Source organism: Pseudomonas sp. RIT778 (assembly GCF_019718735.1).
Classification (GTDB): Bacteria; Pseudomonadota; Gammaproteobacteria; order Pseudomonadales; family Pseudomonadaceae; genus Aquipseudomonas; species Aquipseudomonas aphyarum.
The window spans coordinates 102,474-128,659 of sequence record NZ_JAIHBA010000009.1 but is presented as its reverse complement, the minus strand read 5'-3'; the positions used below and the strand labels follow the sequence as shown (position 1 = coordinate 128,659).

Here is a 26,186-nt window from a genome sequence, read left to right as displayed (position 1 = left end):
CGGCGCTTCGGGTCACAAACCCGGCGCCAGAAGATTGCCGTGTGTCTACAGACCCGGCAGTCGCAGCCGATCGGGACCACCCTGGCGCTGTCATCCCCGCGCAGGTTGTTCCTCGTCGTTGACCCTCAAATGGAAGTCGAGGTTTCAATTGGTCACGCGGTTTGCAATCGTCGATGCAATGAACGGGGCGACGTCTGTCGCCAATGATCCGGCCCAATTTCCAGTTGCCTGCGCCGACCGCGCGGCGGCGTTTTTCTCCAGCCTGTCTCCCCCCGAATTTCTCCGTGTACCCGCGTTCAACGCGAGTCTGCACGCGCGCGCCGCGCCATCCTCCTGAATTCGAATGACCGTGCCGGCATCTGATGCCGGGGCCTGACTGGCGGGGCATTTCTGTCCCGGCCTGATCACAAAAATAAAGTAGTCATGGACGGTAGCCTCCGATGCTCGATAACACTTCCTTGCGTGGGACGAATCCCGCGCAGCCCGACGTTTCCTCCTCGAAACCGTTCGATGCAGACCTGTGCGTGCACGGTCTGTTTGAAGCGCAGGTGCTGCGCAACCCCGACGCGATTGCCGCGCGCTGGCAGCAGGAGGCAATCAGTTATCGTGAACTGAACACCCGCGCTAATCGCTTGGCCCATCACCTGCGCAGCCTCGGGGTCGGGCCGGACGTGCGGGTCGGGCTGTGTCTGGAGCGTTCGCTGGAGATGTTGGTCGGCGTACTCGCGGTGCTCAAGGCCGGCGGCGCCTATGTGCCGCTGGACCCGGCGTATCCGCAGGCGCGGCTGGCGCACATGCTGGCCGACAGCGCACCGCCGGTGGTGTTGACTCACGGCCAGGCGCGCGATGTTTTGCGGGTGGCGCTCGAACAGTCGGCGACTGCACCCGCGGTATTGGATCTGGCCGACGCCTCTGATTGGGCTTTGCTCCCGGCAGACAACCCCGACCCTCACGCGATAGGCCTGACACCCCGGCACCTGGCTTACGTGATCTACACCTCCGGCTCCACCGGCACCCCGAAAGGCGTGATGGTCGAACATCGCGGACTGGTCGCCGTGAGCGCCGACTGGGCGCAGCTCTATGCTCTGGGCGAGCCGATCAATCATCTGCAGATGGCCGGTTTTTCCTTCGACGTGTTCAGCGCCGACCTGATCCGTGCATTGGGTTTTGGCGGCACGCTGGTGCTCTGCCCACGCGACACCCTGATGGACCCGCCGGCCCTGTATCGCCTGATGCGTGACGCGCGCATCGGCTTTGCCGACTTTGTCCCGGCGCTGCTCAATCCACTGCTGGCGTGGGTCGAAGAGACCGGCCAAGACCTGTCGTTCCTGCGCACCGTGGTCTGCGGCTCCGACATCTGGACCGCTCACAGCGCGCGGCAATTGCGCAGGCTCTGCGGTGAGCAGGTGCAGATCGTCCAGGCCTATGGCGTGACCGAAGCGAGCATCGACAGCACGTGTTTCGAGTTCACCGACAGCAGCCAGATCGACGCGGTGCTGCCCATCGGCCGGGCACTGCCCCATACCCGGATTTACCTGCTCGACGCTGACGGCGCATCGGTTGCCGAAGGTGTTGCGGGCGAGCTGTACATCGGTGGCGTCGGTGTGGCGCGCGGTTATCTGAACCTGCCACAACTGACCAGCGAGCGTTTCATCGACAACCCGTTCGAGGCGGGCGAACGCCTTTACCGCACCGGGGATATGGCGCGGTATCGGGCCGACGGCCAACTGGAATTCCTCGGCCGCAACGACTCCCAGACCAAGTTGCGCGGCCTGCGTCTGGAACTGGGTGAAATCGAAACCCGGCTGGCGGACATCCCGGGCGTGCGTGAAAGCGTGGTGCTGTTGCGTCAGGACAGTCCCGGTGAACCTCGACTGGTCGCCTACTACTGCGACAAATCTGACACGACTTTGAGCCCGCGTTCACTGCGTGAACAGCTGCAAGTCAGCCTGCCGGATTACATGGTGCCGACCGCCTTCGTGCGGCTCAACGCGTTACCGCTGACCGCCAACGGCAAGGTCGATCGGCCAAATCTGCCGGCGCCCGACGCCGAGGCATTCGATCAGCAGGAATACCAGGCCCCCCAAGGCTCGCTGGAAACCGCAATCGCCGCGATCTGGGCCGATGTGCTCGGCGTCGAGCGGGTCGGGCGCCAGGATCAGTTCTTCGCCCTCGGCGGTCACTCGCTGCTGGTGATGCGCGTGCTGGCGCAGGTTCGCCATACGCTGGGGCTGGAAGTCGCGCCTTCGACGCTGTTTGCCGCGCCGGTTCTGGCGGCCTTCGCCGAACGGCTGCAAGCCAGTCAGGCTGCGGCTCGTCCAGCGATTGCGGCTCTTGAACGCACGGGTGCGCAAACGTTGTCGTCTGCTCAGCAGCGCCTGTGGTTTCTGGCACAGATGGAGGGTGGCAACGCGGCGTATCACATGCCGCTGAACCTGCGTTTGCGCGGTTCGCTGGACGTGCCGGCACTCGAGCGCAGCTTCAATCAACTGGTGGCGCGCCACGCTGCGCTGCGCACGACGTTCATCGCCGTTGAAGGGGAAGGGCGTCAACTGGTTTCGCCGCCGGCGCACAGCGTCCGGCTGACGGTGACTGAAGTGCAGGGGCACGATGCGCAAGAGCGCCTGAGCCGCTTGATCGACGAGGAGGGCGCCCGGCCGTTCGACCTGAGCCGTGGCCCGCTGATGCGGGTCAGCCTGCTGCGGCTGGCGGCGGATGACCATGTGTTGCTGCTGACCCAGCATCACATCATCTCCGACGGCTGGTCGATGGGCGTGCTCACCCGCGAGCTCGGTCAGCTGTACGCAGCGGCGTTGCTGGATCGCGACGATCCGCTACCGCCCTTGCCGGTTCAGTACGTGGATTACGCGGTGTGGCAAAAGCAGTGGCTGTCCGGCGACGTGCTGGAGCAGCAGAGCCGTTACTGGCGCGAAACCCTCACTGGCGCGCCGGTGCTGCTGGAGTTGCCGACCGATCACAAGCGTCCGCCCGTGCAGGATTACCTCGGCGGCTTCGTCCCGCTGGTCTTTGACGCCGCCCTGACCGCACGCCTGAAAGCATTGGGCATGCAACAAGGCACCACGTTGTTCATGAATTTGCTGGCCGGTTTTTCGCTGTTGCTGTCGCGCCTGTCGGGTCAGAGCGACGTGGTGATCGGCGTGCCATCGGCCAACCGTCCGCAACAGGAGCTGGAAGGGCTGATCGGATTCTTCGTCAACACCCTCGCGCTGCGCATGACTCAGTCCGGAACGCCGTCAGTGGCGCAATGGCTGCAACAGGCGCGGCGGGTGGCACTGGACGCTCAGGAACATCAGGACCTGCCGTTCGAGCAAGTGGTGGAGTTGCTCAATCCGCCGCGCAGTCTGGCCCATAGCCCGTTGTTCCAGGTGTTGTTTGCCTGGGAGCAGGATCAGGATTCCGACTTGCTGCTGACCGGGCTCGACGTGACGCTGGTCGAGAGCAGTCATCACGTGGCCAAGTTCGATCTGCAACTGGCACTCAGTGAGCGCAACGGGCAGATCGTCGGCGGTCTGGAATATGCCTCGGGCCTGTTCGAGCGCAGCACTGTCGAGCAGTTCGGTGAGTACCTGCGTCGGGTGCTGACGCAGATGGTCGAGGACAGCCAACAGGCGCTGGCGAGGATCAAGCTGCTGAGCGCCGAGCAACACCAGCAGATCGTTCATGACTGGAACCGCACCGCGCGCGATACCGCGTCGTTGCCCGGTTGCGTGGTGCGTTTCGAAAACCTTGCCCGGCAAACGCCCGATGTCGTGGCGCTGCTCGCTGACCGTGAGCAACTGAGTTACGGCGAACTGAACCGTGCCGCCAACCGCCTCGCGCATTACCTGATCGAACAAGGCGTCGGCCCCGAGCATCGCGTCGGCCTGTGTCTGGAACGCTCGCCGCACATGGTCATCGGCCTGCTGGCGACCCTCAAGGCTGGCGCGGCGTACGTGCCGTTCGACCCTGCTTATCCGAGCGAACGTCTGGCGTTCATGTTCAGTGATGCCGCGCCCACCTTGCTTTTGACGCAATCGAGCCTGATGGCCGGGCTGCCGGCCAACGAGGCGAAGATCTGCTGCCTGGACACAGACGCAGCGCAATGGGCGCAACACCCGACGGATGATCCGCACGTCACGGTGAGCCCGGAACACCTCGGCTACGTGCTCTACACCTCCGGCTCCACCGGACGCCCGAAAGGCGTGGCCCACAGCCGCCGTGCGCTGGACAACCTGATCGCCTGGCAACTCGATCAAGCCACTGCACCACAACGCGTGCTGCAATTCGCCTCGCTGAACTTCGACGTCTCGTTCCAGGAAATCTGCAGCACGCTCTGCCAGGGCGGCAGCCTGTTGCTGATGACCGAGGACAGCCGCAAGGACCTTGCCGCGCTGCGCCCGACGCTGGTGGCCGAAGGCGTGCAGCGGGCGTTCCTGCCGTTCGCTGTGTTGCAGCAACTCGCCGGCCTGACCGAGGCCGATGCACCGATGCCGGTCGGTGGCTGCGAGATCATCACCGCCGGTGAAGCCCTGCAAATCAATGACGAGCTGCGCGGGTTTGTCCGTGGGCTCGGTGGCGGGCAACTGCACAATCAATACGGGCCGACCGAAACCCATGTGGTCAGCCAGTTCAGCCTTGACTGCAACGAGGCCGAATTTTGGCCGGACGCGCCGCCCATCGGTCGTCCCATCGCCAATGCGCGGCTCTACGTGCTGGACGAGCATCTGAATCCGGTCCCGGTCGGCGTGGCGGGCGAGTTGTACATCGCCGGCGCCTGCCTGGCTCGTGGCTATCTGAACCGCCCGGACCTGACCGCCGAACGCTTCCTGCCGGACCCGTTCAGTGCCGAACCGGGCGCGCGGATGTACCGCAGCGGCGACCTCGCGAAATTCCATTCCGACGGCAACGTGCAATACCTGGGACGCATCGACCAACAGGTGAAACTGCGCGGCTTCCGCATCGAACTCGGCGAGATCGACAGCCTGCTGCATCAACAACCCGGTGTGCAGGAAGCCGCTGTGTTGCTGCGCGAGGACGTGGCCGGAGACAAGCGTCTGGTGGCCTACGTGGTCGGCTCCGCGACCAGCGAATTCTTGCGCGCCGAACTGCAACGCCAGTTGCCCGAACACATGATCCCGAGTGCCTGGGTGCGGCTCTCTCAATTGCCGCTGACCCGCAACGGCAAGCTCGACCGGCAGGTGCTGCCGGCGCCGGAACGCAGCGCCGGGGCGACTTACGAGGCGCCGCGCAACGACACCGAACGGCAAATGGCCGAGATCTGGGCCGAAGTGCTCAAGTGCGAGCGGGTCGGCATCCACGACAACTTCTTCGACCTCGGCGGCCACTCGTTGCTGGCGACGCGGATGATCTACGCGATCAACCAGCGCATGGGCGCGCAACTGTCCCTGAGCAGCCTGTTCCAGACGCCGGTGTTGCTGGATCTGGCGGCGCAGGTTTCGTGTGAAGAGCAGAGCGCTGAACCGGCGTTCATCCAGATCGAGCCGGATCGCGCTAATCGACATGAACCGTTCCCTCTGACCGATATCCAGCAAGCCTACTGGTTCGGTCGCGAGGCCACGGTCAGCCTCGGCGGCGTCAGTGCCCACGGTTACGAAGAACTGCGTATTCCCGAATTCGACGCCGAACGTTTTGAACAAGCCTTGAACCGCATGATCCAGCGCCACGACATGCTGCGTGTGGTGTTCCTCAGCGACGGCACGCAACAGGTGCTGGTGCAGGTGCCGACCTATCGCATGCCCCGCAGCGATCTGCGCGGTATGCCTGCCGACGTGGCGCAGCGCACGCTGGAAGCGACCCGTGAACGTCAGTCCCATCAGGTGCTGGACGCCAGTCGCTGGCCGCTGTTCGAGTTCAGCCTGTCGCTGCTCGATGACGGCATCACTCATCTGCACATCAGCCTCGACGCGCTGATCGTCGACGCCGCGAGCACGCAGATTCTCGCCCGCGAACTGATGGCGTTCTACTTCGATCCGAACCTGGAACTGGCGGCACCTGGCCTGACTTTCCGCGACTATGTGCTGGCCGAACAACAGCTGCGCAATGGCCGCCGCTACGAGCAGGCGCTGGGTTATTGGCGCGACCGAGTGACTACTTTGGCCCCTGCGCCGGACCTGCCGCTGGTGCGCCAGCCCGAAAGCATCGCCAACCCGCACTTCACCCGCCGCGACCGCGACATGTCGGCGGCGCAGTGGACGCAACTCAAAGCCGTCGCCAAACAGTTTGCGGTGACGCCGTCGGTGATGTTGCTGACTGCGTTCAGCGAAGTGCTGGCGCTGTGGAGCCGCACGCCGCGTTTCACCCTGAGCCTGCCGCTGTTCAACCGTATGCCGCTGCACACCGATGTCGACGAAATCATCGGTGATTTCACTTCGCTGGTGCTGCTGGAAGTCGGCATTGACGGAACACAAACTTTTACCGACAAGGCCCGCGCCGTGCAGGCGCAACTGTGGCGCGACATCGACCATTCGGTGGTCAGCGGCGTGCGGGTGCTGCGCGAATTGTCCCAGGCCCGGGGCGTGCAGCAGACGGCGATGCCGATCGTGTTCAACAGCACGCTGTCGGAAGCCGCGCCGGAGTTGGCCGAGTTCAACCTCGCCGAGGCGTTGAACGCCAGGCACATGCACAGCATCACCCAGACCCCGCAGGTGTGGCTCGACCACACGTTGCTGGAGCTGGAAGGACGCCTGCTGTTCAACTGGGACAGCATCGACGAACTGTTCCCGCAAGGCATGATCGAGCAGATGTTCGTCGCCTATAACGCGCTGCTCGACAGCCTCTGCGAACCGGCAGCCTGGAGCGCGAACACGCCACAACTGCTGCCGCAGGCACGGTTGCCAGCGCCGGTCGACATTCAGCAAACCCTGCCGCTGATGCACGAACTGTTCGAACGTCAGGCCCTCGCCACACCGGATGCACTGGCGGTGATCGGCACGCGACAGCTGACGTACGCCCAGTTGCGCAACGAGGCCCGGCAACTCGGTGCCCGACTGCAGGCGCAGGGTGTGCTGCCGAACCGGTTGGTCGCGGTGGTGATGGAGCGCGGTTGGGAGCAAGTGGTCGCGACCCTGGCGATTCTGTATGCCGGCGGCGCTTACCTGCCAATCGAACCGACCCAGCCAGCGGAGCGATTGCGGCATATTCTGGAGCGGGCCGAGGCGAATCTGGCCCTGACCCAACCGGCACTGCTCGACAGGATCGAATGGCCGGCGCAGGTCACAGCCATCGCCGTGACCGATGATGTCTCGAACGATGTCTTGCCACTGCAACCGGTGCAGGTGAACGAAAGCGACCTCGCTTACGTGATCTACACCTCCGGCTCCACCGGTCAGCCGAAAGGTGTGGTGATCGACCATCGCGGCGCGGTCAACACCTTGCTCGACATCAACCGGCGCTTTGCCGTCGGCCCGAGCGACCGCGTATTGGCGATCTCGTCGCTGAGCTTCGACCTGTCGGTCTATGACTTCTTCGGCACGTTGGCGGTGGGCGCGGCGGTGGTCATCCTCGACCCGCAACTGACCCTCGATCCGGCGCACTGGCTCGAATTGATCAAGCGCCATCACGTCAGCCTGTGGAACTCGGTGCCGGCGCTGCTCGGCATGCTGGTCGAGTACGTGGAGGGTGAGGACGGCGCGTTGCCTGCCAGCCTGCGAGTGGCGATGTTGTCCGGCGACTGGATTCCGTTGACCCTGCCCGAGCGGGCCTGGGCTTTGCAGCCGGAGTTGCAGTTGATCAGTCTGGGCGGCGCCACTGAAGCGTCGATCTGGTCGATCTATTACCCGGTGCAACAGGTCGATCCGGCCTGGCGCAGCATTCCCTACGGCAAGGCCCTCGATCATCAGCGTTTCTACGTGCTGGATGAAGCGCTGCAAGTGCGCCCGACCTGGGTCGCGGGGCAGCTGTACATCGGCGGCATCGGTCTGGCGAAAGGTTACTGGCGCGATGAAAAACTCAGCGCAGGCAGTTTCTTCGATCATCCACTGACCGGCGAACGGCTGTATCGCACCGGTGACCTGGGCCGCTTGCTGCCCGACGGCAACATCGAATTCCTCGGTCGCGAAGACAATCAGGTCAAGGTCCAGGGCTATCGCATCGAGCTGGGCGAGATCGAGGCCGCGCTCAATCGCCATCCCGGCGTGCAGAGCGCGGTGGTTCGGATTCTTGGCAGCACGCTGGGCGAGAAACGTCTGGCGGGCTATGTGCTCAAGGCCGATCCGGCGTTGCAGGCCAGCGATTTCAGCGCCTACCTGAGCGACAAACTGCCGGCCTACATGATTCCGGCGTCGTTCACTTTCGTTGACGCCTGGCCGTTGTCGTCCAACGGCAAGGTCGACAAGAAACGCCTGCTGGAACCGGAGCACATCGAGGAGCAAGGTCCGGCGCTGGAAGTCGACGGGCCGCAGGAACAGCGACTGGTGGAAATCGTGCAGGACGTGCTCAAGCGCGAATCCATTGCCGCCAATGCCAACCTGCTGAACCTTGGCGCGACTTCGATCGATATCGTGCGGATCAGCAACGCCTTGTCCGGCGCCTTGCAGTTCCGTCCGCACGTGGCGCAACTGCTGGCTCAGCCAACGTTGCTGCATCTGCTCGACATGTACCGCCAGAACCGGGCGCGTCAGGATCTGCTCGGCAACGTGCAGCAGGCCCCGGAGCCCGCGCAGGACATCATCGAGGATCCACAGCAGCGGGCGCAGTTCAAAGCCGAACAGCGTGGGCGCCGCGACTTCGCTCAAGCCTTGCCGGCAGTGGCACTGGATCTGCCGCAGGACCCGGTCTTCACCCGGCGTTTGAGCGATTACCGCTCGGTGCGTCAATACGATCTGCAACCGATCACCACCCAGGCCTTCGCCCATGTACTGGCGGCGCTGGCCCAAGGGCAACTAGACGGTGAAGTGAAATACCAGTTCCCGTCGGCGGGCGGGCTGTACCCGATTCAGGCGTACCTCTACGTCAAAGCGGATCGGGTGCTCGGCGTGCCCGGCGGCGCGTATTACTACGATCCCCGCCAGCATCGCTTGCTGGCGCTCCAGAGCGGATTGCTCGACCCGGACACCTACGACTATTTCGTCAACCGTCCGGTGTACGAGAACGCCGCGTTCTCGCTGTTCTTCATCGCCGACATGGCCGCGATCCGCCCGCTGTATGGCGAGCGCAGCCGCGACTTCTGCCATATCGAAAGCGGCGCCATGGCCCAGTTGCTGAGCATGACGGCCGTCGAACACGGCCTGGGTCTGTGCGGCATCGGCTCGGTCGAGGAACAACAACTGACGACGCTGTTCGATCTGGGGCCAAGCCATGAATTGATCTACTCGATGATCGGCGGGCTGCGCACGGCCGATGAACAACACCGCGCGCCGGTCGAGGCGTTTGCCATCGAGCCTGTGACCGCAAGCCTGGACGACGAAGACATGGAGGAGTTCGAAGTATGAATGCCGATCAATTGCTGGCGTTGTTCGCTCGCCATGGCGTGGTGCTCGAAGTGGACGGTGACAAGTTGCGCTGCAAGGCGCCGCGCGGGTTTCTCACCGAAGAACTGACCCAGGCGCTCAAGACTCACAAACAGGAACTGATTGCCTTGCTCGGCGGGCACGATGACGCGGCGATTCCCCGCCGCGCCGGCGAGCACGCGTCCTGGCCGTTGTCGTTCTCGCAGCGGCAACTGTGGTTTCTCGATCAACTGGAACCCGGCAACCCGTTCTACAACGTGCCCACGGCGGTGACGCTCAAAGGGCAGTTGAACGTCGCGCAGCTGGAACAAGCGCTGAACCAACTGGTGGCCCGCCACGAAGTCCTGCGCACGACGTTTTGCAGCGTGGACGGTGAACCGCGTCAGGTGGTGCACCCGTCGATGCGGCTGTCATTGTCGGTGAGGGATCTGCGCCAGTTGTCTGCCGACGAGCGTGAGCAGCAAGTGCGAACCGCCGTCGAACAGGACGCCCGGGCGCCGTTCGATCTGGCCACCGGTCCATTGCTGCGGGCGTCGCTACTGCGCGTTGCCGACGATGAATACCTGTGGCTGTACAGCGTGCATCACATCATCGCCGACGGCTGGTCGATGGGCGTGATCCTGCACGAAGTCGCCACGCTGTACGGCGATTATCTGCGTGGCGAAACCCCGACGCTTGCGCCGCTGCCGGTGCAATACGCCGACTACGCCTGCTGGCAGCAACAGCGCGTCGGCGGTGCGGCGCTGGACGCACAGCTCGATTACTGGCGGCGCACCCTGGACGACGCGCCGCTGTTGTCGACCTTGCCCGCCGACCGGCCGCGCCCGCTGGTGCAGCGCTATGTCGGCGCCACGTTCAGTTCCTCCGTCGATGGCGGCACCTTGCGCGAACTCACGGCGCTGGCCCGGCAGACTCAGGGCACGTTGTTCAACGTGTTGCTGGGCACTTTGGCGGTGTTGTTGTGGCGCCACAGCGGTCAGCAGGATCTGTGCATCGGCACACCGTTCGCCAACCGCAATCGTCCGGAAGTCGAGCCGCTGATCGGCCATTTCGTCAACACGCTGGTGCTGCGTCAGCGCCTGAATCCGCAGCAGACCTTCGCCGAACTGTTGCGTGAGGTGCGTGGCCAGATGCTTGACGTTCACGCCCATCAGGACGTGCCGTTCGACCGCGTGGTCGAGGCCGTCAATCCGCAGCGCGATCCCGGTCATTCGCCGTTGTTCCAGGTGATGCTGGTGTTGCAGAACACGCCGGGCAACGCGGTGCAGATGCCTGGCCTGGAACTGGCGCCGTACGGCACCAGCAGCGCCACGGCCAAGTTCGATCTGGCGTTCGAATGGGTCGAGCGGGCAGGGCGGCTGGACTTGCTGGTGGAATACAACACCGACCTCTACGACGTCGCGACCATCCAACGCCTGAGCGGGCACTACCGCCACTTGCTCGAACAGATCGCCGCTGATGCCAAGCAACCGATCAATGCCTTGCCGTTGATGAACGAGGCTGAGCGTCAGCAGGTGCTGGTGGATTTCAACCGCGCCGCGCCACTGACGCAAACGGCGCCCTGCGTGCATCAACTGGTCGAAGCGCAGGCTGCGAGCAACCCTCAGGCTTGCGCAGTGGTATTCGAAGGCGAATCCCTGAACTATGCCGAACTCAATGCCCGGGCCAACCGACTGGCGCGGCATTTGCGCACCTTGGGCGTCGGCCCGGACGTGCGCGTGGCAGTGTGCATCGAGCGTTCGCTGGAATTGCCGGTGGCGCTGCTGGCGGTGCTCAAGGCCGGTGGCGCCTACGTGCCGCTGGATCCGGATTATCCGTTGGGTCGCTTGAGCCATATGCTCGGCGACAGCACACCGGCGGTGCTGCTGACCCTCGGTTCGGCGCACGGAATCTTGCGTCAGGCCGTGCAAGGATCGAATTGGGAAGCGCCAATCCTCGACCTCGAAAAGGACGCCGCGAGCTGGTCGTCGTTGTCTGCCGACAATCTCGATCCACGCAATGTCGGCGTTAACCCTGACCATCTCGCCTACGTGATCTACACCTCCGGCACCACTGGGTTGCCCAAGGGCGCGATGGTCGCTCATCGTGGCTTGAGCAACCTGCTGCTGTGGTGTTTGCAGGTCTGCGGCGAAGCGGGAGCGATGCTGCACAAGATCCCGTTCGGTTTCGATGCCTCCGCGTGGGAGACGTTCTGGCCGCTGGCAACCGGCGGACGGCTGGTGATCGCACGGCCCGGCGGGCATTACGAACCGGCGTATCTGGCCCGCGAGGTGCGCGAGCAGCAGGTTACGGCGCTGGTGTTCGTACCGGCGATGTTGCAGCTGTTTCTGGAAGTCGACGAGGTCAGCCAGTGTACGTCGCTGACCGATGTGTTCAGCGGCGGCGGTGAACTGCCGCCAGCCCTTGCGAGGCGCTTTCAGGAACGTCTGCCCCATGCGCGGCTGCACAACGTCTACGGCCCGACCGAAACCACGGTGATCAACAGCATCTGGACCCTGGAGCCCGGCGCCGAGGTCCCGGCCCGGCAACTGCCGATTGGCCGGCCGATTTCCAACAACCGCTTTTATGTTCTCGATGACCGCGATGAACCGGTGCCGGTGGGCGTGACCGGGCATCTGCATATTGGCGGCGTCGGCGTGGCCCGGGGTTATCTGGGGCTGGCGCAGCTCAGCGCCGAACGCTTTATCGACAATCCGTTCGTGGCAGGCGATCGCCTCTATCGCAGCGGCGATCTGGCGCGTTACCGCCCGGACGGTCAGCTGGAGTTTCTGGGTCGCAACGACTTCCAGGTCAAGCTGCGCGGCGTGCGTCTGGAGCTGGGTGAAATCGAAGCCCGGCTCGAAGCGTTTCCCGGCATCCGCAGCGCCGTAGTGTTGATGGTCGGTGAAGCGGCGCAGGATCAGCGGCTGGTGGCTTGTTGCGTGGTGGCCGAACCCGTGGACGAAGCAGCGGTGCACGCCCATCTGGCGACGACGTTGCCCAGAGCGGTGATCCCCGGCAGCTATCTGTGGCTCGACGCCTTGCCGCTGACCGCCAACGGCAAGGTTGATCGCGCCTCGCTGACGGCATTGGCGGACGAAGAAATGGTCAACCGTCAGGTCAACCTGAGCAGCCCGCGCGATCACATCGAACTGGCGCTGTACCAGATCTGGAAAAGCCTGTTGCTGGCGCCGCAGATCGGCATTCGCGACAACTTCTTCAATGTCGGCGGCACCTCCATTGCTGCTATCAAAATGGCCCATGAAATCAGCCAGCAGTTCGCGGTCGAAGTGCCGGTGCGCGTGGTGCTCAGCTACCCGACCATCGAGGCGCTGGGCGGCTGGTTGCGGGTCGGGGCCAATCCGGCGTTGGCCCAGAGCAACCTGATCGAATTCCGTCGTGGCAGCGGCCAGCACAACGTAGTGTGCATTCACCCGGCGGGCGGCACGGCGTTCTGTTACCTGTCGCTGGCCAAGGTGCTGCCGGATGAAACCGGCGTCTATGGGGTGCAATCGCCGGGGCTGAATCCGGGGGAGAGCACCGAGCCGACAGTCGAAGCGATGGCCGAGGCCTACTTGCGCCAGATCGAGCCGCTGACGCAGCAACCGCTGATCCTCACCGGGCTGTCGTTCGGTGGCCTCGTGGCCTATGAAATGGCGCGGCGGTTGACGGCGGCGGGGCATCGCCAGGTGACGGTGGTGTTGCTCGACACCCAGGGCAGCGACGATCCGGGTTTCCGCGAGCAGATCGGTACCGTGGACATGGCCGAGTTCCGCGACAAGCTGGTGCGTTTCAACGGCATGTACCCCGGCATCGAAGACGCCCAGGTCGAACGCTACTTCAACATCTACAACCACAACCGGCTGGCCATGGCTGCCTATGAGTGCGCGCCGCGCGCCGGTCGCGTGGTGCTGATCCAGGCGCGGGAAGATTTCAGCCGCCATCAGTTGCATGAACTGCGCGGTTTCTGGCGACGCCGCGCAGGCAGCGGTTATCTGGCGAAACTGGTCAGCGGCGGGCACTGGGACATGCTTGAAAGCGCGGAAATCCATCGGGTCTCGCAAATCATCCGTCGGGAGCTGCAACGCTTCGACGCGCAGGAGGCGAAATGATGAGTGCGTCCAAAGACATGCCGTTGCTCACGCGTTTTGCCGAGCAAGTGCGGCGAAATCCGCAAGCAATGGCGGTGATCGATCAGTCGGTCACGCTGACTTACGCGGAACTGGCCAGCGCCAGCGAGCGCATCGCCCGAGGGTTGCTGGCGCGCGGTGTCGAACCCGGCCAGTCGCTGGCGTTGTGCATGCCGCGTTGCTGGCAATGGATGGCGGCGATTCTCGGCGCGTTGAAGGTCGGTGCAGTGGTGGTGCCGCTGGATCGAGCGAGCCCGCGCAAGCGTCGGGAGTTGATGCTGGCGGATGCGGCGTGTGTCGGCCTGATTACCCTGGATGAAGAACCGCTGTGGTCGCCTTCTTTGTGGCAAACCAGCGTCGAGGCCTTGCTCGATCAGCCGGACGCTCCGCCGCAAACACTGGCCGAAGACTTCGCCGAGGTGATGTTCCTGTTCTACACCTCGGGCACCACCGGCACCCCGAAAGCGGTCGAGGTGGGTGAACGCGGCTTGCTGCGGCTGGCGCACAGCGACGGCTATATCGAGATTCGCCCGACGGACCGGTTTGCCTGCCTGTCCAACCCGGCGTTCGATGCGTGCAGTTTCGAGCTGTGGGCGCCGCTGCTCAACGGCGGTTGCTGCGTGATGATCGCCGACGAGGACGTGCTGGATGCGCGACGTCTGGCCGAAGTTCTGGAGCGAACACAGGTCGACAACCTGTTCATGACGGTGTCGCTGTTCAATACGTTGATTGCCGAGTGGCCGTCGTGTTTTTCCAGCGTGCGGCAGGTGCTGATCGGCGGTGAGCAGATCAGCGCTGCCGCCGTACGCGGATGGTATCGGACCAATCCTGAGAGCCGCTGCCGGATTTTCAACGTCTATGGCCCCACCGAGTGCACCACGTTTGCCTTGTGCTGGCCGATCAGCCGCGACTTTGCCGGTGACTCGGCGCCGATTGGCCGACCGTTGCCGGATACCGGCGTGTTGGTGCTGGATGAGCAGCAACGTCCGGTGCCGGCGGGCGAGGTGGGCGAGCTGTATTTGAGTGGCAGCGGTGTTGCCCGTGGCTATCGCAACCGGCCCGAAGAAACCGCCCGTCAGTTTGTTCGTTTGCCCGACCTCGACGGCGGTGCGCAGGTGCATTACCGCACCGGAGACCTGGTGCGGCGCAATGCCGAAGGCTTGATCGAGTACCTGGGGCGGGTCGACCGGCAAGTGAAGATTCGCGGCTTCCGGATCGAACCGGGGGAGGTGGAGCAACGGCTGCTGGAGTATCCGGGCGTGGCGCAGGTGTACGTCTGCACCCGGCGCCAGGCGGCTGAAGATCATCAGTTGCTGGCGTTCATCGTGCCGCGCGGGGATCTGGACTATCACGCCTTCGAAAACCATCTGCGGGCACAACTGGCGCCGTATATGCGGCCGCATCAGTTGTTCCTGCTGGAGCGCCTGCCGCTGACGGCCAATGGCAAAATCGACCGTGACGGGTTGCTGGCCCAAGGGTTGAGTCCGTGGCATCCAGTCTTGGCGGCTACAGAAGACGAGAATGCTTCACCAGCGCTGGAATGGTTGTTGAGTCAGGCCCGTTCGCTGCTCGGTCAACCGGCCCTGAGTGCGCAGGATGACTGGCTGGGCAGCGGCGGCGATTCGCTCAAGGCCATGCGCCTGCGCTCGGCGATCCGTGTTCGTTGGCAGCGTGAGGTCGTTCTCGACACGTTGCTTAACGAGCCTTTCTCGTCATTGGCCGAACAACTGACCGGTGAGCGGAACTGCGATTCGATCTACCCGCCCGCGCCTCCGATCAGTAACGCCAAACGCCTGCCGGCCACTGCCGAACAGCGCCGTTTGTGGCTGTTGCAACAACGCTCGCCGACCTCGACTGCCTACAGCGTGCCGCTGATTCTGCACCTGGCGGCGGGTGTCGAAGTCGCGGCACTGGCCGAAGCCGTTGGACGTCTGGTATTGCGTCATCCGGGGTTGCGCACTGCATTCGTAGCGGGTGCCGACGGACTCGATCAAGTAATCGCCGAGCAGGGGCCGACCTGTCGCACCTTCGCAGTCGGGCATTTCACCGAGGACAACTGGCATGCCTTCGCAGAACTGGTGTTCACCGCGCCGTTCGACCTGACTACGCCCAACCTGTTTCAGGCCTGGCTGTTGCCGTTCGCCGATGGCAGCTGCCGGCTGTTGCTGAACCTGCATCACATCATCGTCGATGGCTGGTCGGTGAACCTGTTGTTCGACGACCTGAATCAGCTCTACACCGATGTCCTGCAAGGCCACGACAGCCCGCATCCCGCTGCCCGATTGACGACGCTGGAGTTTGGCCAGTGGCAGCGCCAGTGGAGCGTTGATCCGCATTATCGCGACCAGCGACGTGCCCTGGCCGAGTTGCATCGGCGTCATGAAGAGCCATCGCCTGCATTGATGCCAATGCGCGAAATCAGCCCGGACGCGCGGTTGCACCGAGAACTCTTGGGCACCCTGAGGAGCGCTGCCCTCGAACGTTTTTGCACCCAACAACGGCTGACCCGTTTCGAAGTGCTGTTCAGTGTCTTCGCCTGGAGCCTGTACGCCCTGACCGGGTGCGAGCGACCACGCATCGCCAGCCCGGTGTCCAACCGGCCGCTGGCGGAGTTCGAAGACACCGTCGGCATGTTTGCCAACACCGTGCTGATTCCCACTGGCGTGGAAAACGCTTTGACCCTGAGTGAGCAGTTGCGCAAACAGACCGCCACCGTGCGCGAAGTGCTGGCGTCGCAGGACGTGTCGCTGGCGGATCTGGTGGAAGACCTGCGGCTGTCGTCGAGCCCCTCGCTGTTCGATTTCATGTTCGTGCTGGAAAACACCGATTACGCGGCGCTGAACGATTCCAGCCTGCGCGCCACGCTGGAATTCAACGAGCAGTTGCACGCCAAGTGTCCGCTGACGTTGTTGATGGTGGGGAGCGGGTCGCAACTGGAATGCTGGTGGGAATATCAGTGCAGCTATTTCGATGCCGAACAGGTGCGGGCGGTGAGCGCACTGTTCCGCCGAGGCTTGGACCTGTTGCTGGAAAGCCCGGCGGCCACGCTCGACGATTTGCTGGGTCCGTATCGACTTGGTTTGCCACCCGCCAGCGAAGGTCCGCAGATTGCGCTGCCGTTCAACACATTGGCGGATGGGTTCGAGCATCAAGTGCATTCCACGCCGGAGGCGGTCGCGCTGGTTCAAGGCCAGCACCGCCTCAGCTATGGCGAACTGAATGCGCTGGCCAATACTCTGGCGGCCACCCTGATTGAGCGTCATCCCTTGCCGACCGAGAACGCGCCGCTGCATGTCGTGCTGTTCCTCGATGCCTCGGTGGAGCACATCGTCGCCTTGCTGGCGCTGGCCAAACTCAACCTGACCGCCGTGCCGCTGGATCCCGCCTATCCGGTGGCGATCCAGCGTCAGGTACTGGAGCAGGCGCAGCCGCTTTGTGTGCTGTTCAGCGACGCGACCAATGCTGCACTCGACGACCTGAACGCCGGACGATTCGCCACGCATCGGGTCGATCTGCACGCCGATGCCAAAGCGTTCGAACGTCCGCGCCACGCCGGCGAGCGGCCGCTTTACACGCTGTTCACCTCCGGATCGACCGGCACGCCGAAAGGTGTGCAAGTGTCGGAGCGCACCCTGTGCAACCTGCTGCAATGGCAGCGCACCGAAGGGCAGTTGCCGGCGAAAGCGGTGACCCTGCAGTTCTCGATGCTGTCGTTCGATGTGTCGTTCCAGGAGATTTTCAGCACCCTGTGCGGCGGCGGTTGTTATCACCTGATCACGCCGCGCTGGCGTCAGGATGCCGAGGCGTTGCTGGATTACATGGTCGAGGCGCGGATCGAGCGGCTGTTCCTGCCATACGTGGCCTTGCAGCATCTGGCGCAAACCGCCGTGGCCCGGGGCATTTACCCGTCGGCGTTGCGCGAGGTGATCACGGCCGGCGAGCAGCTGCTCTGCACCGATGCGCTGCGTAACTGGTTCGGCGGCATGCCGCAGGCCTCGCTGTTCAACCACTATGGCCCGACTGAAACCCATGTGGTCAGCGCCTTGCGCCTGCCGCCCGTGGCGCGGGACTGGCCGTTGCGCGCGCCGATCGGCCATGCCGTCGGCAATGCGCGGTTGCTGCTGGTGGATGAACACGACCGCCCGGTGCCGATCGGCAGTCGCGGCTATCTGCTGGTCGCTGGGCCGATGGTTGCCCGTTGCTATCTGGCTGATCCTGCCCTGAACGCTGCGCGGTTTGGCGAGCTGGCAGACGGCTGTTTGTACTACCGCACCGGCGATCTGGCGTGGGCCGATGCCCAGGACTGCCTGCATTACGTGGGACGTGACGATCAGCAGATCAAACTCAGCGGCCATCGTCTGGAACTGGGGCAGATCGAGGCGGCGCTGATGCAAGTGCCGGAAGTGGTCAACGCGGTGGTGGCGGTTCAGGCCGATCCGCCACGGCTGATCGCCTGGCTGCAACTCGATGGCGAACCTGCGACCTCGCAACAATTGGATCGTCAGGTCGCGCGGTGGCTGCCGGGCCATGTGCGAATCGATGAATACCGACGGATCAACCGCTGGCCACGCACCCCCAGTGGCAAAATCGACCGCAAGGCCTTGCCGAATCTGGGCGAGGCGTTGGAGCGGCGCAGTACGTCACAACCGGTTGTTCAATTGAGTGCGCTGGAGCGGCAACTGAGCGAGTTGTTCCAGGCCGTGATCGGCCGTGATATTGAGCCGGAGCAGACCTTCTTCGAGGCCGGCGCCACTAGCCTCGGCCTGATGCGTTTGCATGGCCGTTACGCCGAAGAACTGCCGCACAAGGTGACGATGGCCGATCTGTTCGAACACGTCACAGTGCGGCGTCTGGCGGCGCATCTGTCCACCGCGCCGGTGGCAGCGGCGGAGCGGGTACGGCAATCCGATGCAGGCCATCAACCGATGGCGATCATCGGCATGTCGGTCAATGTGGCCGGGGCGCAGAACCTGTCCGAGTTCTGGGCGATGGTGCAAGGCAACGAGCTCGGCATCGAGCACTTTGCCGCCGAAGAAGGCCTGGTCGGTGCCCGCAGTCAACTGGCGGGCATGCTCGATTTTGATCCCGAGTACTTCGGCATCAGCCGCCAGGAAGCGCGCCTGATGGACCCGCAACAGCGGCATCTGCTGATGGCGTGCGTGCAGGCCCTGCAACACGCGGCCATCGTTCCATCGGCGGACGGCCCGCGCATCGGCCTGATCGCCAGTTGCGGCGAAACCACCTACTTCCAGCAAATGCTGCGCGAAACTGCCGAAGACGATCTGCCGGACGGCTTCCAGCTGGCGCTGCACCACGACAAGGACTTTCTGGCGACCAAAGCCGCGTATCACCTGGACCTCAACGGCCCGGCCCTCAGCGTGCAGGCTGCTTGCGGCAGTTCGCTGATCGCCGTGCACCTGGCCAGTTCGATGCTGCGTCAGGGCGACAGTGACGTGATGCTTGCGGCCGGGGTGCTGATCGACCCGACCCTGACCGAGGGCTACCGGCATCGCTCGCAGCACATCTTCTCCGCCGACGGTCTGTGCCGTCCGTTCAGCGATGACGCCAGCGGCACCCTTGGCGCCAGTGGTTACGGCGTCGTGGTGCTCAAACCGCTGGCCAAGGCGCGGGCCGACGGCGACAGGATCTATGCGCTGCTCGAAGGCTCGGCGTTGAACAACGATGGCCGGGCCAAGATGAGTTACACCGCACCGTCGGTGGCCGGGCAGAGCGCGGTCATCCGCGATGCCTTGAGCCGCGCCGGGTTGACCGGTGCCGACATCGGCTACATCGAGGCCCACGGCACCGGCACTTTGTTGGGCGATCCGATTGAGGTCGCGGCGTTGACCAAGGCTTTCGGTGACGCACCGGCCGGCCATTGCGCGCTGGCTTCAGTGAAAAGCCAGATCGGTCATCTGGGCGCGGCGGCGGGGGTGGTCGGGCTGATTCGCGCCAGCCTCGCGGTGTTCCATGGCGTGCTGCCAGCGAACCTCGGATTTGGCCGGATCAACCCGCAGATCGATCTGGAACATTCGCCGTTCTACGTGCCGACCACGTCCCGGCCATGGCCGCAAGGGCGGCGGCGACTGGCCGGTGTCAGCAGTTTCGGGATTGGCGGGACCAATGCGCATGTCATCGTCGGTGCTGCGCCCACGGCGCAGGAAGGGGTCGAGGAAACGGTCCCGCTGCTGATGATCTCGGCCCACAGTCGAGCGGAGTTGCTGCGCGATATCGCGGCGATTCGCGAATATCTGCAAAAGAATCCTGAACAGCAGACTGCGTTGCTGCGGCACTTGCAGTCAGGTCGCCGGCAACTGCGTTGGCGCTTCGCGGTGGTCTGCCGGCCGGGTGATGACGTTCCATTGCAGCCGATCTCGATCAAGGAAATCACCGCTTCGGGCGCGCAACTTAAAGTCGTTGATCAATCGCCGCAGGAACTGTTGGACGCTTGGTACGAAGGCGCGAATATCCAATGGCCGCAGCGCTCGGCACCGCCGCCCTGGGATTTGCCGCCGTCGTCGTTCGATCTTCAGACGTATCGTTTCCAGACTCCCGTGGCTAACCAACCTGACGCGCCAGCCCTTGAGCGACAACCGCTGGCGGACTGGTTCCACCAGCGACAATGGGTGCGCACCCGGCGACTGAGCGTTACGCCGACGGCGGGATCCCGTGAGGTGCTGATCCTGTGCAGTCATGACGCGCCCGAATCGACCTTGCTGACGAGCTTGAACGCTGTATACCGACGCGTGATTCATGTGCGCGCCGGCAACGGCTTCAAGCGTTTGAACCCGGACCGTTTCGAGCTTGATCCGCTGGACACCGAAGCCCTGAACCGGTTCCTCGCCGAGGTTGCAGAACCTGAACTCGGCGAACTCGACTGGCTGCATGCCTTGCCGCTGGCGGTGTCGGGCGCGGTCAACGAGCAATCGCTGGATCTGGCGCAGTGGGCCTGTCTGGACACGGTCAGCGCATTGATGCAGGCCTGGGGGCAGACCGCGCGCACGACACGCCTGCGACTGTGGTTGATGTCATGGCAGGCGTGCCCGGTGGACGGCGAGGTTCGGCGTCCCGAGCTGGCAGCGCTGGCCGGCATCACCGAAGTGGTGCCGCAGGAATACCCGGTGCGTTGTCACTGGCTGGATTTGCCGTCGTCTCGACTCGAAACGCAGGCCGCAGTGTTGGCGGCATTGCTGGCCGATCCTTCGTCGTTGCCTCGGCGAATGGCGGCGCGCGACGGTTACCTGTGGCAGCCACGCTTGATGCCTCAGCCAATAACCGGCCCAACAACCACAACCGGACTTCTGCCAGAAGACGGCACGTTTCTGGTGCTGGGCGGCAGCGGCGGCATCGGCCGAACCCTGTGCGAACACCTGCTACAGGCACCCGCGCGCCGTGTAGTGCTGATTTCGCGCCAAGGGCAATTGCCTGAGTCACTGGCGGCGTACACGTCGCGGATCGACTGCATCAAAGCAGACATCGCTGACCTGCCACGCTGGCCGCAGATCCTCGATCAACTGGCCGTTCGTTACGGTCGCCTGAGCGGGGTGATTCATGCGGCGGGCGTCGGTGCGGGCAGTCTGATTCGTCACCGCGATGCCCGGCAAATGGCCGAGGCGATGGCCGCCAAAACTCGCGGCATGCTGGCGGTCGAAGCCTTGATCGAACACCTGACACCGGATTTTGTCCTGTACTGCTCGTCGATGTCGGCACTGTTCGGCGGCGCGGGGCATCTGGACTACGCAGCGGCCAGCGGGGTGCTCGACGGTTTCACCCACTATCGCCCGAACCCCGCCGACACTTGCCTGCGCCTCGTAATCAACTGGGACATCTGGCGCGACATCGGCATGGCCACCACCAGTAACGGCGCAGACGCCGCGCATCTGGAGCATCTGACGGTGGGGTTGTCGGCCGAAGAGGGCTGTCGGGTGTTCGATCTGGCGATGGCGACCCAGCTGCCGCAACTGCTGATCTCCACCACCGGCATCGACACGGCGCGGCGGTTTTATCCGGTTCGTCACGGTGCTGTGGCCACCCCGGTCGAGGCGCCGAAGGGCGTGGATCTTTCGACGCGTTTGCGTGAGTGCCTGTGCAAGTGGCTCGGTGTGGCCGAGCTGGAAGATGACGATTCGCTGTACGACCTGGGCGCTGATTCGCTGACGCTGCTCGACCTGATCGACGAACTGCAAGCGGCCACCGGCGAGGTGTTCCAGCTGTCGCAATTCAGCCACAAGGTCAGCCTGAGCGAGGTGCTGGGACTGGTCTCGACCGCTACGGTTGAAGAAGTGCCCCACGGCTGGCGCGACGCAGTGCGGATCGATCAATGGCATGCCGGAGCCGGGCGTGACTGGCTGTACCTGATCCACCCGGTGGGCGGCGATGTTCAGGCCTATCGGGAACTAGTGTCGGCGCTGCCGGCGGAACTGGGCGTGTGTGTGATCGCCGACCCGGCGCTGCGCCTGCCGCAGTTGCCGAACATCAGCGTGGAGGAGCGTGCACGCTGGTATCTGGAGGCAATCAAGACCCACCTTCCGCACGGCTGCGCTTGGCGGCTGGCAGGTTGGTCCTTCGGCGCATGGGTGGCGCAGGCGCTGTGTCATCAGGCCCAGGCTGACGGATTCAGACAACCGTTGTTGTACCTGATCGACCCGCCCGCGCCGGATGCCGGTGCGGAACTGGCCGGCATCGACGAACAGACCATCGAACAGGTGTTCCAGCGTGAGTTTGCCCAACGCTGGCCGGAGGTCGAAGGGCAAAGCATGGCCGAAGAGCGTCAGGCGTATCTGCAACGGCTGACGGTGTGCTGCCGCAACAACATGACCAGCATGATCGACTTCCAGCCTCCGGCGCTGGCGACCACAGCGGTGCGGCTATTCATCGCCGGGCACGCCAATCCTTATGGGCTGGGCAACGACTGGAGTCCGGATGACCTGCAACGCAACTGGCAAGCCTTGCTGCCGCAGTTGCGCAGCTGGCAAACCCTGGACACCGATCACTACGGCATCGTGGCGGGCCGCTGGGCGCGGTTGCTGGCCGAAGTCATCGGTACGGATGAGCCTTCGCCATGAGTGAACCAATCTCGATGCCGCGATGGTGGCTGACCTTGACCAAGGTGTTGTGCGAAGCCGAACCGGACAAGCCCTTGCGTCTGCGCTTGAGCCGACTCCACGGGCAGGTGCCGTTTCAGCTGTTTCATCTCTGGCAGGCCGACGTGGTCATGCCGATGCTCGGCGAAGCCTTGCCGGAGCATCGGCAGGCGCTGCTCGCGTTGCAAAGCCTGCATCAGCGGGCGGCGCTCGGTGTGATCGGGCGTCAGGGCGAATGGCGGGCCGCGCTCAAACCGGTGTTGCTGACGCTGTATCGCAAGGCCTATGCCTACGACGCGGCTTACGCCAAAGCCCACGCCAGTGCGCTGACCTACGGCCTCGCACCGGCCAACACCGCCATGATTGCCGAGCACTTCGGCGATGCCGAAGCGTTCGCCGAGTACTACGCGCAACTGAATACCGAGGCCGCTGCGACCACGTTTGCCCAGGCCCATGCCAGCGCCAACGCCGAAGTGTCGGCCAGGGCCTTCGCGGACGACGACGCAGACACCTGCGCGCAGATTTGCGGGGCATCCGTGCGGGTTTACGTCGGGGCTTGCGCGCAGACCGATGAACAGCGACATGCCGCACTCAACCATCTCGCCGCCGGGCTCGAGCGAAGCCTGGCCACGCTGCAATCCCGTTCAACAGGAGAACGACATGAATGACGCACAACTGCAATTCGATGTGGTGATCAACGCTCAGGGCCAGTATTCCCTGTGGCCGGCGGGCAAGCCGATGGCCAGCGGCTGGAGCGAGGCGGGGATGCGCGGCGAACGCCAGGTCTGTCTGGATTACATCAACGAGCACTGGATCGACATGCGCCCGCGTTCGCTGCGCGAGCAGTCATCAGCGTCGTTCCAATAAAAAAGGTGAGGGAACATGGATCAGTTGGCACTCAAGGCAATCGAGCGCATCGCCGCAGAACGGCGCGCGCCGTATCAGCACATCACGCTCGAGCGGATCACGCCGATCATCGGGGCCGAGATCGGCGGCGTCGATCTGTCGCAACCGTTGAGCGACGAGCAGCTCGCGGAAATCCGCCGGGCCTTTCTGGAGAACCACGTGGTGGTGTTCCGCGATCAACATCTGACGGTGGACGAGCACAAAGCGTTTGGCCGGCTGTTCGGTGAGCTGCGGGCGCTGCCGGTGGAGGATATCGACGGCAATGACCCGGAGCTGGTGGTGATCCGCGCCAATGCGCAATCGCGCTACGTGGCCGGCGAAACCTGGCACACCGACGGCACCGCCGATCTGGCGCCGTCCATGGGTTCGATGCTGTACGTCAAGGAAACCCCGGCCATCGGCACGGGCGGCGATACGCTGTTCGCCAACATGCACCTGGCGCTGGAAATGCTGTCGCCGACGATGCAGCAGTTTCTTGGCGAACTGACGGCGATCCACGACGGCGCGATTCCGTGGAAGGGTTATGAGGCGCCGGCCAATCTGCCGAAAACCGAACACCCGGTGGTGGTTCGTCACCCGGAAACCGGGCGAAAATCGTTGTTCGTCAATTCCGGGTTCACGTCGCACATCGTCCAGTTGTCCGGCGGTGAAAGCCAGGTGCTGCTGGACATGCTGTTCGATCTGGTGGCGCGGGAGCCGGCCCTCAGTTGCCGCGTGCGCTGGGCGCCGAATACGCTGGTGTTCTGGGACAACCGTTGCACCCAGCACCATGCGGTCTGGGATTATTTCCCGCACTCGCGGTATGGCGAGCGGGTGACGATTCTGGGGACGCAGCCGAAAGCTTGAATCTAAAAAAACGGCGGGAGCGGCGACACCGTTCCCACCGGTCATTCACAGACCTTGTTTGAGCAGTTGCTCGACGATCAACTCGCCGAACGCCAGATTCCCGTGCAGCGGGTCATCCACTTCGCAGTACGCCGAACGCTGAAAACCCTGCTCATCGTTCGCCGCTGCGCGCACGTCGATCAGCTCGATGCCGAGTCCTTGCAGGCGCTCGATCAGCAGCGCCTGCGCCGCCATGAACACTCGCGAATCGGACAACTCCGGCACCCGCTGCGGCGGCAGCACGGCGAACACTTTGAGGTTCATCGCACGGGCCTGTTCATAGAACGCCAGCGCAGGTCGGGACAAGGTGTCGACGATGGATTCGAACAGGGGACCTGCGAGAAAACCTTCGTCGAATTCGCCGTCCGGTGTCTGGTAGCACGTCCAGTTCGGCGCGGTGGCGAGGTAGTGCAGGCTCAGGCCGAGGGTGCTGACCAGCGGCACCCCGACCTTCGCCAGTTGCGGTACTTCGAACGGCTCAAGGGCCTGGCGATACAGGCGCTCCATCTCGGCCTCCCGGAACACTACGTCATGGCGGGTCAGGCTGAAAAAGTCGATCGCGAAATCCCGGCCGGTGCCCAGCGGGCCGCCGCTGAACGGCAACTCACGGGCCTGCGCCGCCTTGCCGATGACCCCGGCATGGGAGTCGCCCAGCAGCAGAAACCTAGGCGTAGTAATCGAGCACGGCGTCTTCACAGACAAGCTCCTCGCTGGACACGCAGGTGGAGGGCACGCTGGCCGGCGTGTGCACCGGTTGAACCGCATCGAGCCCGGCGAAAAACTGCTGCATGACGAACGCCACGCCTTCGGGCGTGACCTCGCGCTGGTTGGGTTGGTAGAACGCACCCTTGAACGGTGTACCGGTGATGATTTCGTAGGAGGGAAAATAGTCGACGTCGTGCAGGTCTTCGCACAGTTGCCCGGCGACGGCGCGCAGAACCGATTTGGAATAGGTGGTGGCGCTCAGCACATGCTCGCCCGTGGCGGTCGCGGTCAGGGGCACTGGTGACACGGTCAGCAGAACGCGCAGCTGCGGGTTGATCGAACGCATCAACTCCAGCGCCCGAACCATGTCGCCATAGGTGTCCATGAAGCCGAAATTGCAGAAGCGGTGCAGCTGCGGATCGAAGGTGCCGCGCACGGTGCCGGGGCACACGGGGTACACCAGACCGGTCTGACGGTTTTGCCAGGCTTCGGTCAGACCGAGAGTGAACACGAACACTTTGGCCCGGCGCAGGGCGGTGCGAATGGCGTCGAGGGTGGCTTCGCGCGATCCGAACAGCGCGTCCTCGCTGGCAAAACCGTCGGGCTCCACGGCGGGGCGGAACGGGTCGAAGAAACGCCCGTCATGGGCCCAGGTTTCGTCGGGCGGCAGGCTCACGCCCAGCGCCCATTCCAGCCATTGGCACAGCATCGCCGGGGTGTACAGATTACCGGTGCGGAACGAGAACACCCCGTAGTTGTGGGCCTTCCAGTCGGCTGCGGGCAGTTCGGCCGGGGCCGGTTCCGCTTCCAGCCAGTTCATGCCGCGCTCCACCAGCGCACGACCGATGTGCTGGGCGAAACACGAGCCGGCGGTGACGACGGCGTCCTTGTTGCCGATTTCGAACTGCGGCGTCCACAGTTGATCGATGTGCAGCGCGGGCTTGTCAGCCACGGCGGTGCGCCAGAAAGCGCGGGGTGGCAGGCATTGATAAGGATTCACGACGAGGGCCTCCTTGGCGGTCGCTGATAAA

General features: G+C 64.1%; 8 protein-coding genes. 6 read left to right on the top strand and 2 right to left on the bottom strand.

Annotated features, from left to right (window positions below; translation table 11 throughout):
• Positions 1 to 440 precede the first annotated feature (440 nt).
• Genes K5E37_RS07520 through K5E37_RS07495 form a run of 6 tightly spaced genes read left to right on the top strand, consistent with a single transcriptional unit; the run spans position 441 to position 24,411 of the window.
• Positions 441 to 9,449, top strand: coding sequence for a non-ribosomal peptide synthetase (locus K5E37_RS07520; RefSeq protein ID WP_221533508.1), 9,009 nt, complete (start codon positions 441 to 443; stop codon positions 9,447 to 9,449).
• Positions 9,446 to 13,558, top strand: coding sequence for a non-ribosomal peptide synthetase (locus tag K5E37_RS07515; protein ID WP_221533507.1), 4,113 nt, complete (start codon positions 9,446 to 9,448; stop codon positions 13,556 to 13,558). Before K5E37_RS07520 ends, K5E37_RS07515 begins: the two co-directional genes overlap by 4 nt.
• Positions 13,555 to 22,641 (top strand): non-ribosomal peptide synthetase, encoded by a 9,087-nt coding sequence (locus K5E37_RS07510; RefSeq protein ID WP_221533506.1) that lies wholly within the window; start codon positions 13,555 to 13,557, stop codon positions 22,639 to 22,641. Before K5E37_RS07515 ends, K5E37_RS07510 begins: the two co-directional genes overlap by 4 nt.
• Positions 22,638 to 23,327, top strand: a complete 690-nt coding sequence (locus K5E37_RS07505; protein WP_221533505.1) for a hypothetical protein — start codon at positions 22,638 to 22,640, stop codon at positions 23,325 to 23,327. The genes K5E37_RS07510 and K5E37_RS07505 overlap by 4 nt, the downstream gene beginning before the upstream one ends.
• Positions 23,320 to 23,526: an MbtH family NRPS accessory protein gene (locus K5E37_RS07500; RefSeq protein WP_127797766.1), complete on the top strand. Its 207-nt coding sequence runs from the start codon at positions 23,320 to 23,322 to the stop codon at positions 23,524 to 23,526. Before K5E37_RS07505 ends, K5E37_RS07500 begins: the two co-directional genes overlap by 8 nt.
• A gap of 15 nt (positions 23,527 to 23,541) precedes the next feature.
• Entirely contained in the window at positions 23,542 to 24,411 is an 870-nt protein-coding gene (locus tag K5E37_RS07495) for a TauD/TfdA family dioxygenase (protein WP_221533504.1), read from the top strand.
• Between the two features lie 45 nt (positions 24,412 to 24,456).
• Here K5E37_RS07495 and K5E37_RS07490 read toward each other — a convergent pair whose 3' ends face one another.
• Positions 24,457 to 25,146, bottom strand: coding sequence for a hypothetical protein (locus K5E37_RS07490; RefSeq protein WP_164872140.1), 690 nt, complete (start codon positions 25,144 to 25,146; stop codon positions 24,457 to 24,459).
• Positions 25,115 to 26,155 carry a GSCFA domain-containing protein gene (locus tag K5E37_RS07485; protein WP_221533503.1) on the bottom strand — a complete coding sequence of 347 codons (1,041 nt, stop codon included), beginning with the start codon at positions 26,153 to 26,155 and terminating at the stop codon, positions 25,115 to 25,117. Before K5E37_RS07485 ends, K5E37_RS07490 begins: the two co-directional genes overlap by 32 nt.
• Positions 26,156 to 26,186 lie beyond the last annotated feature (31 nt).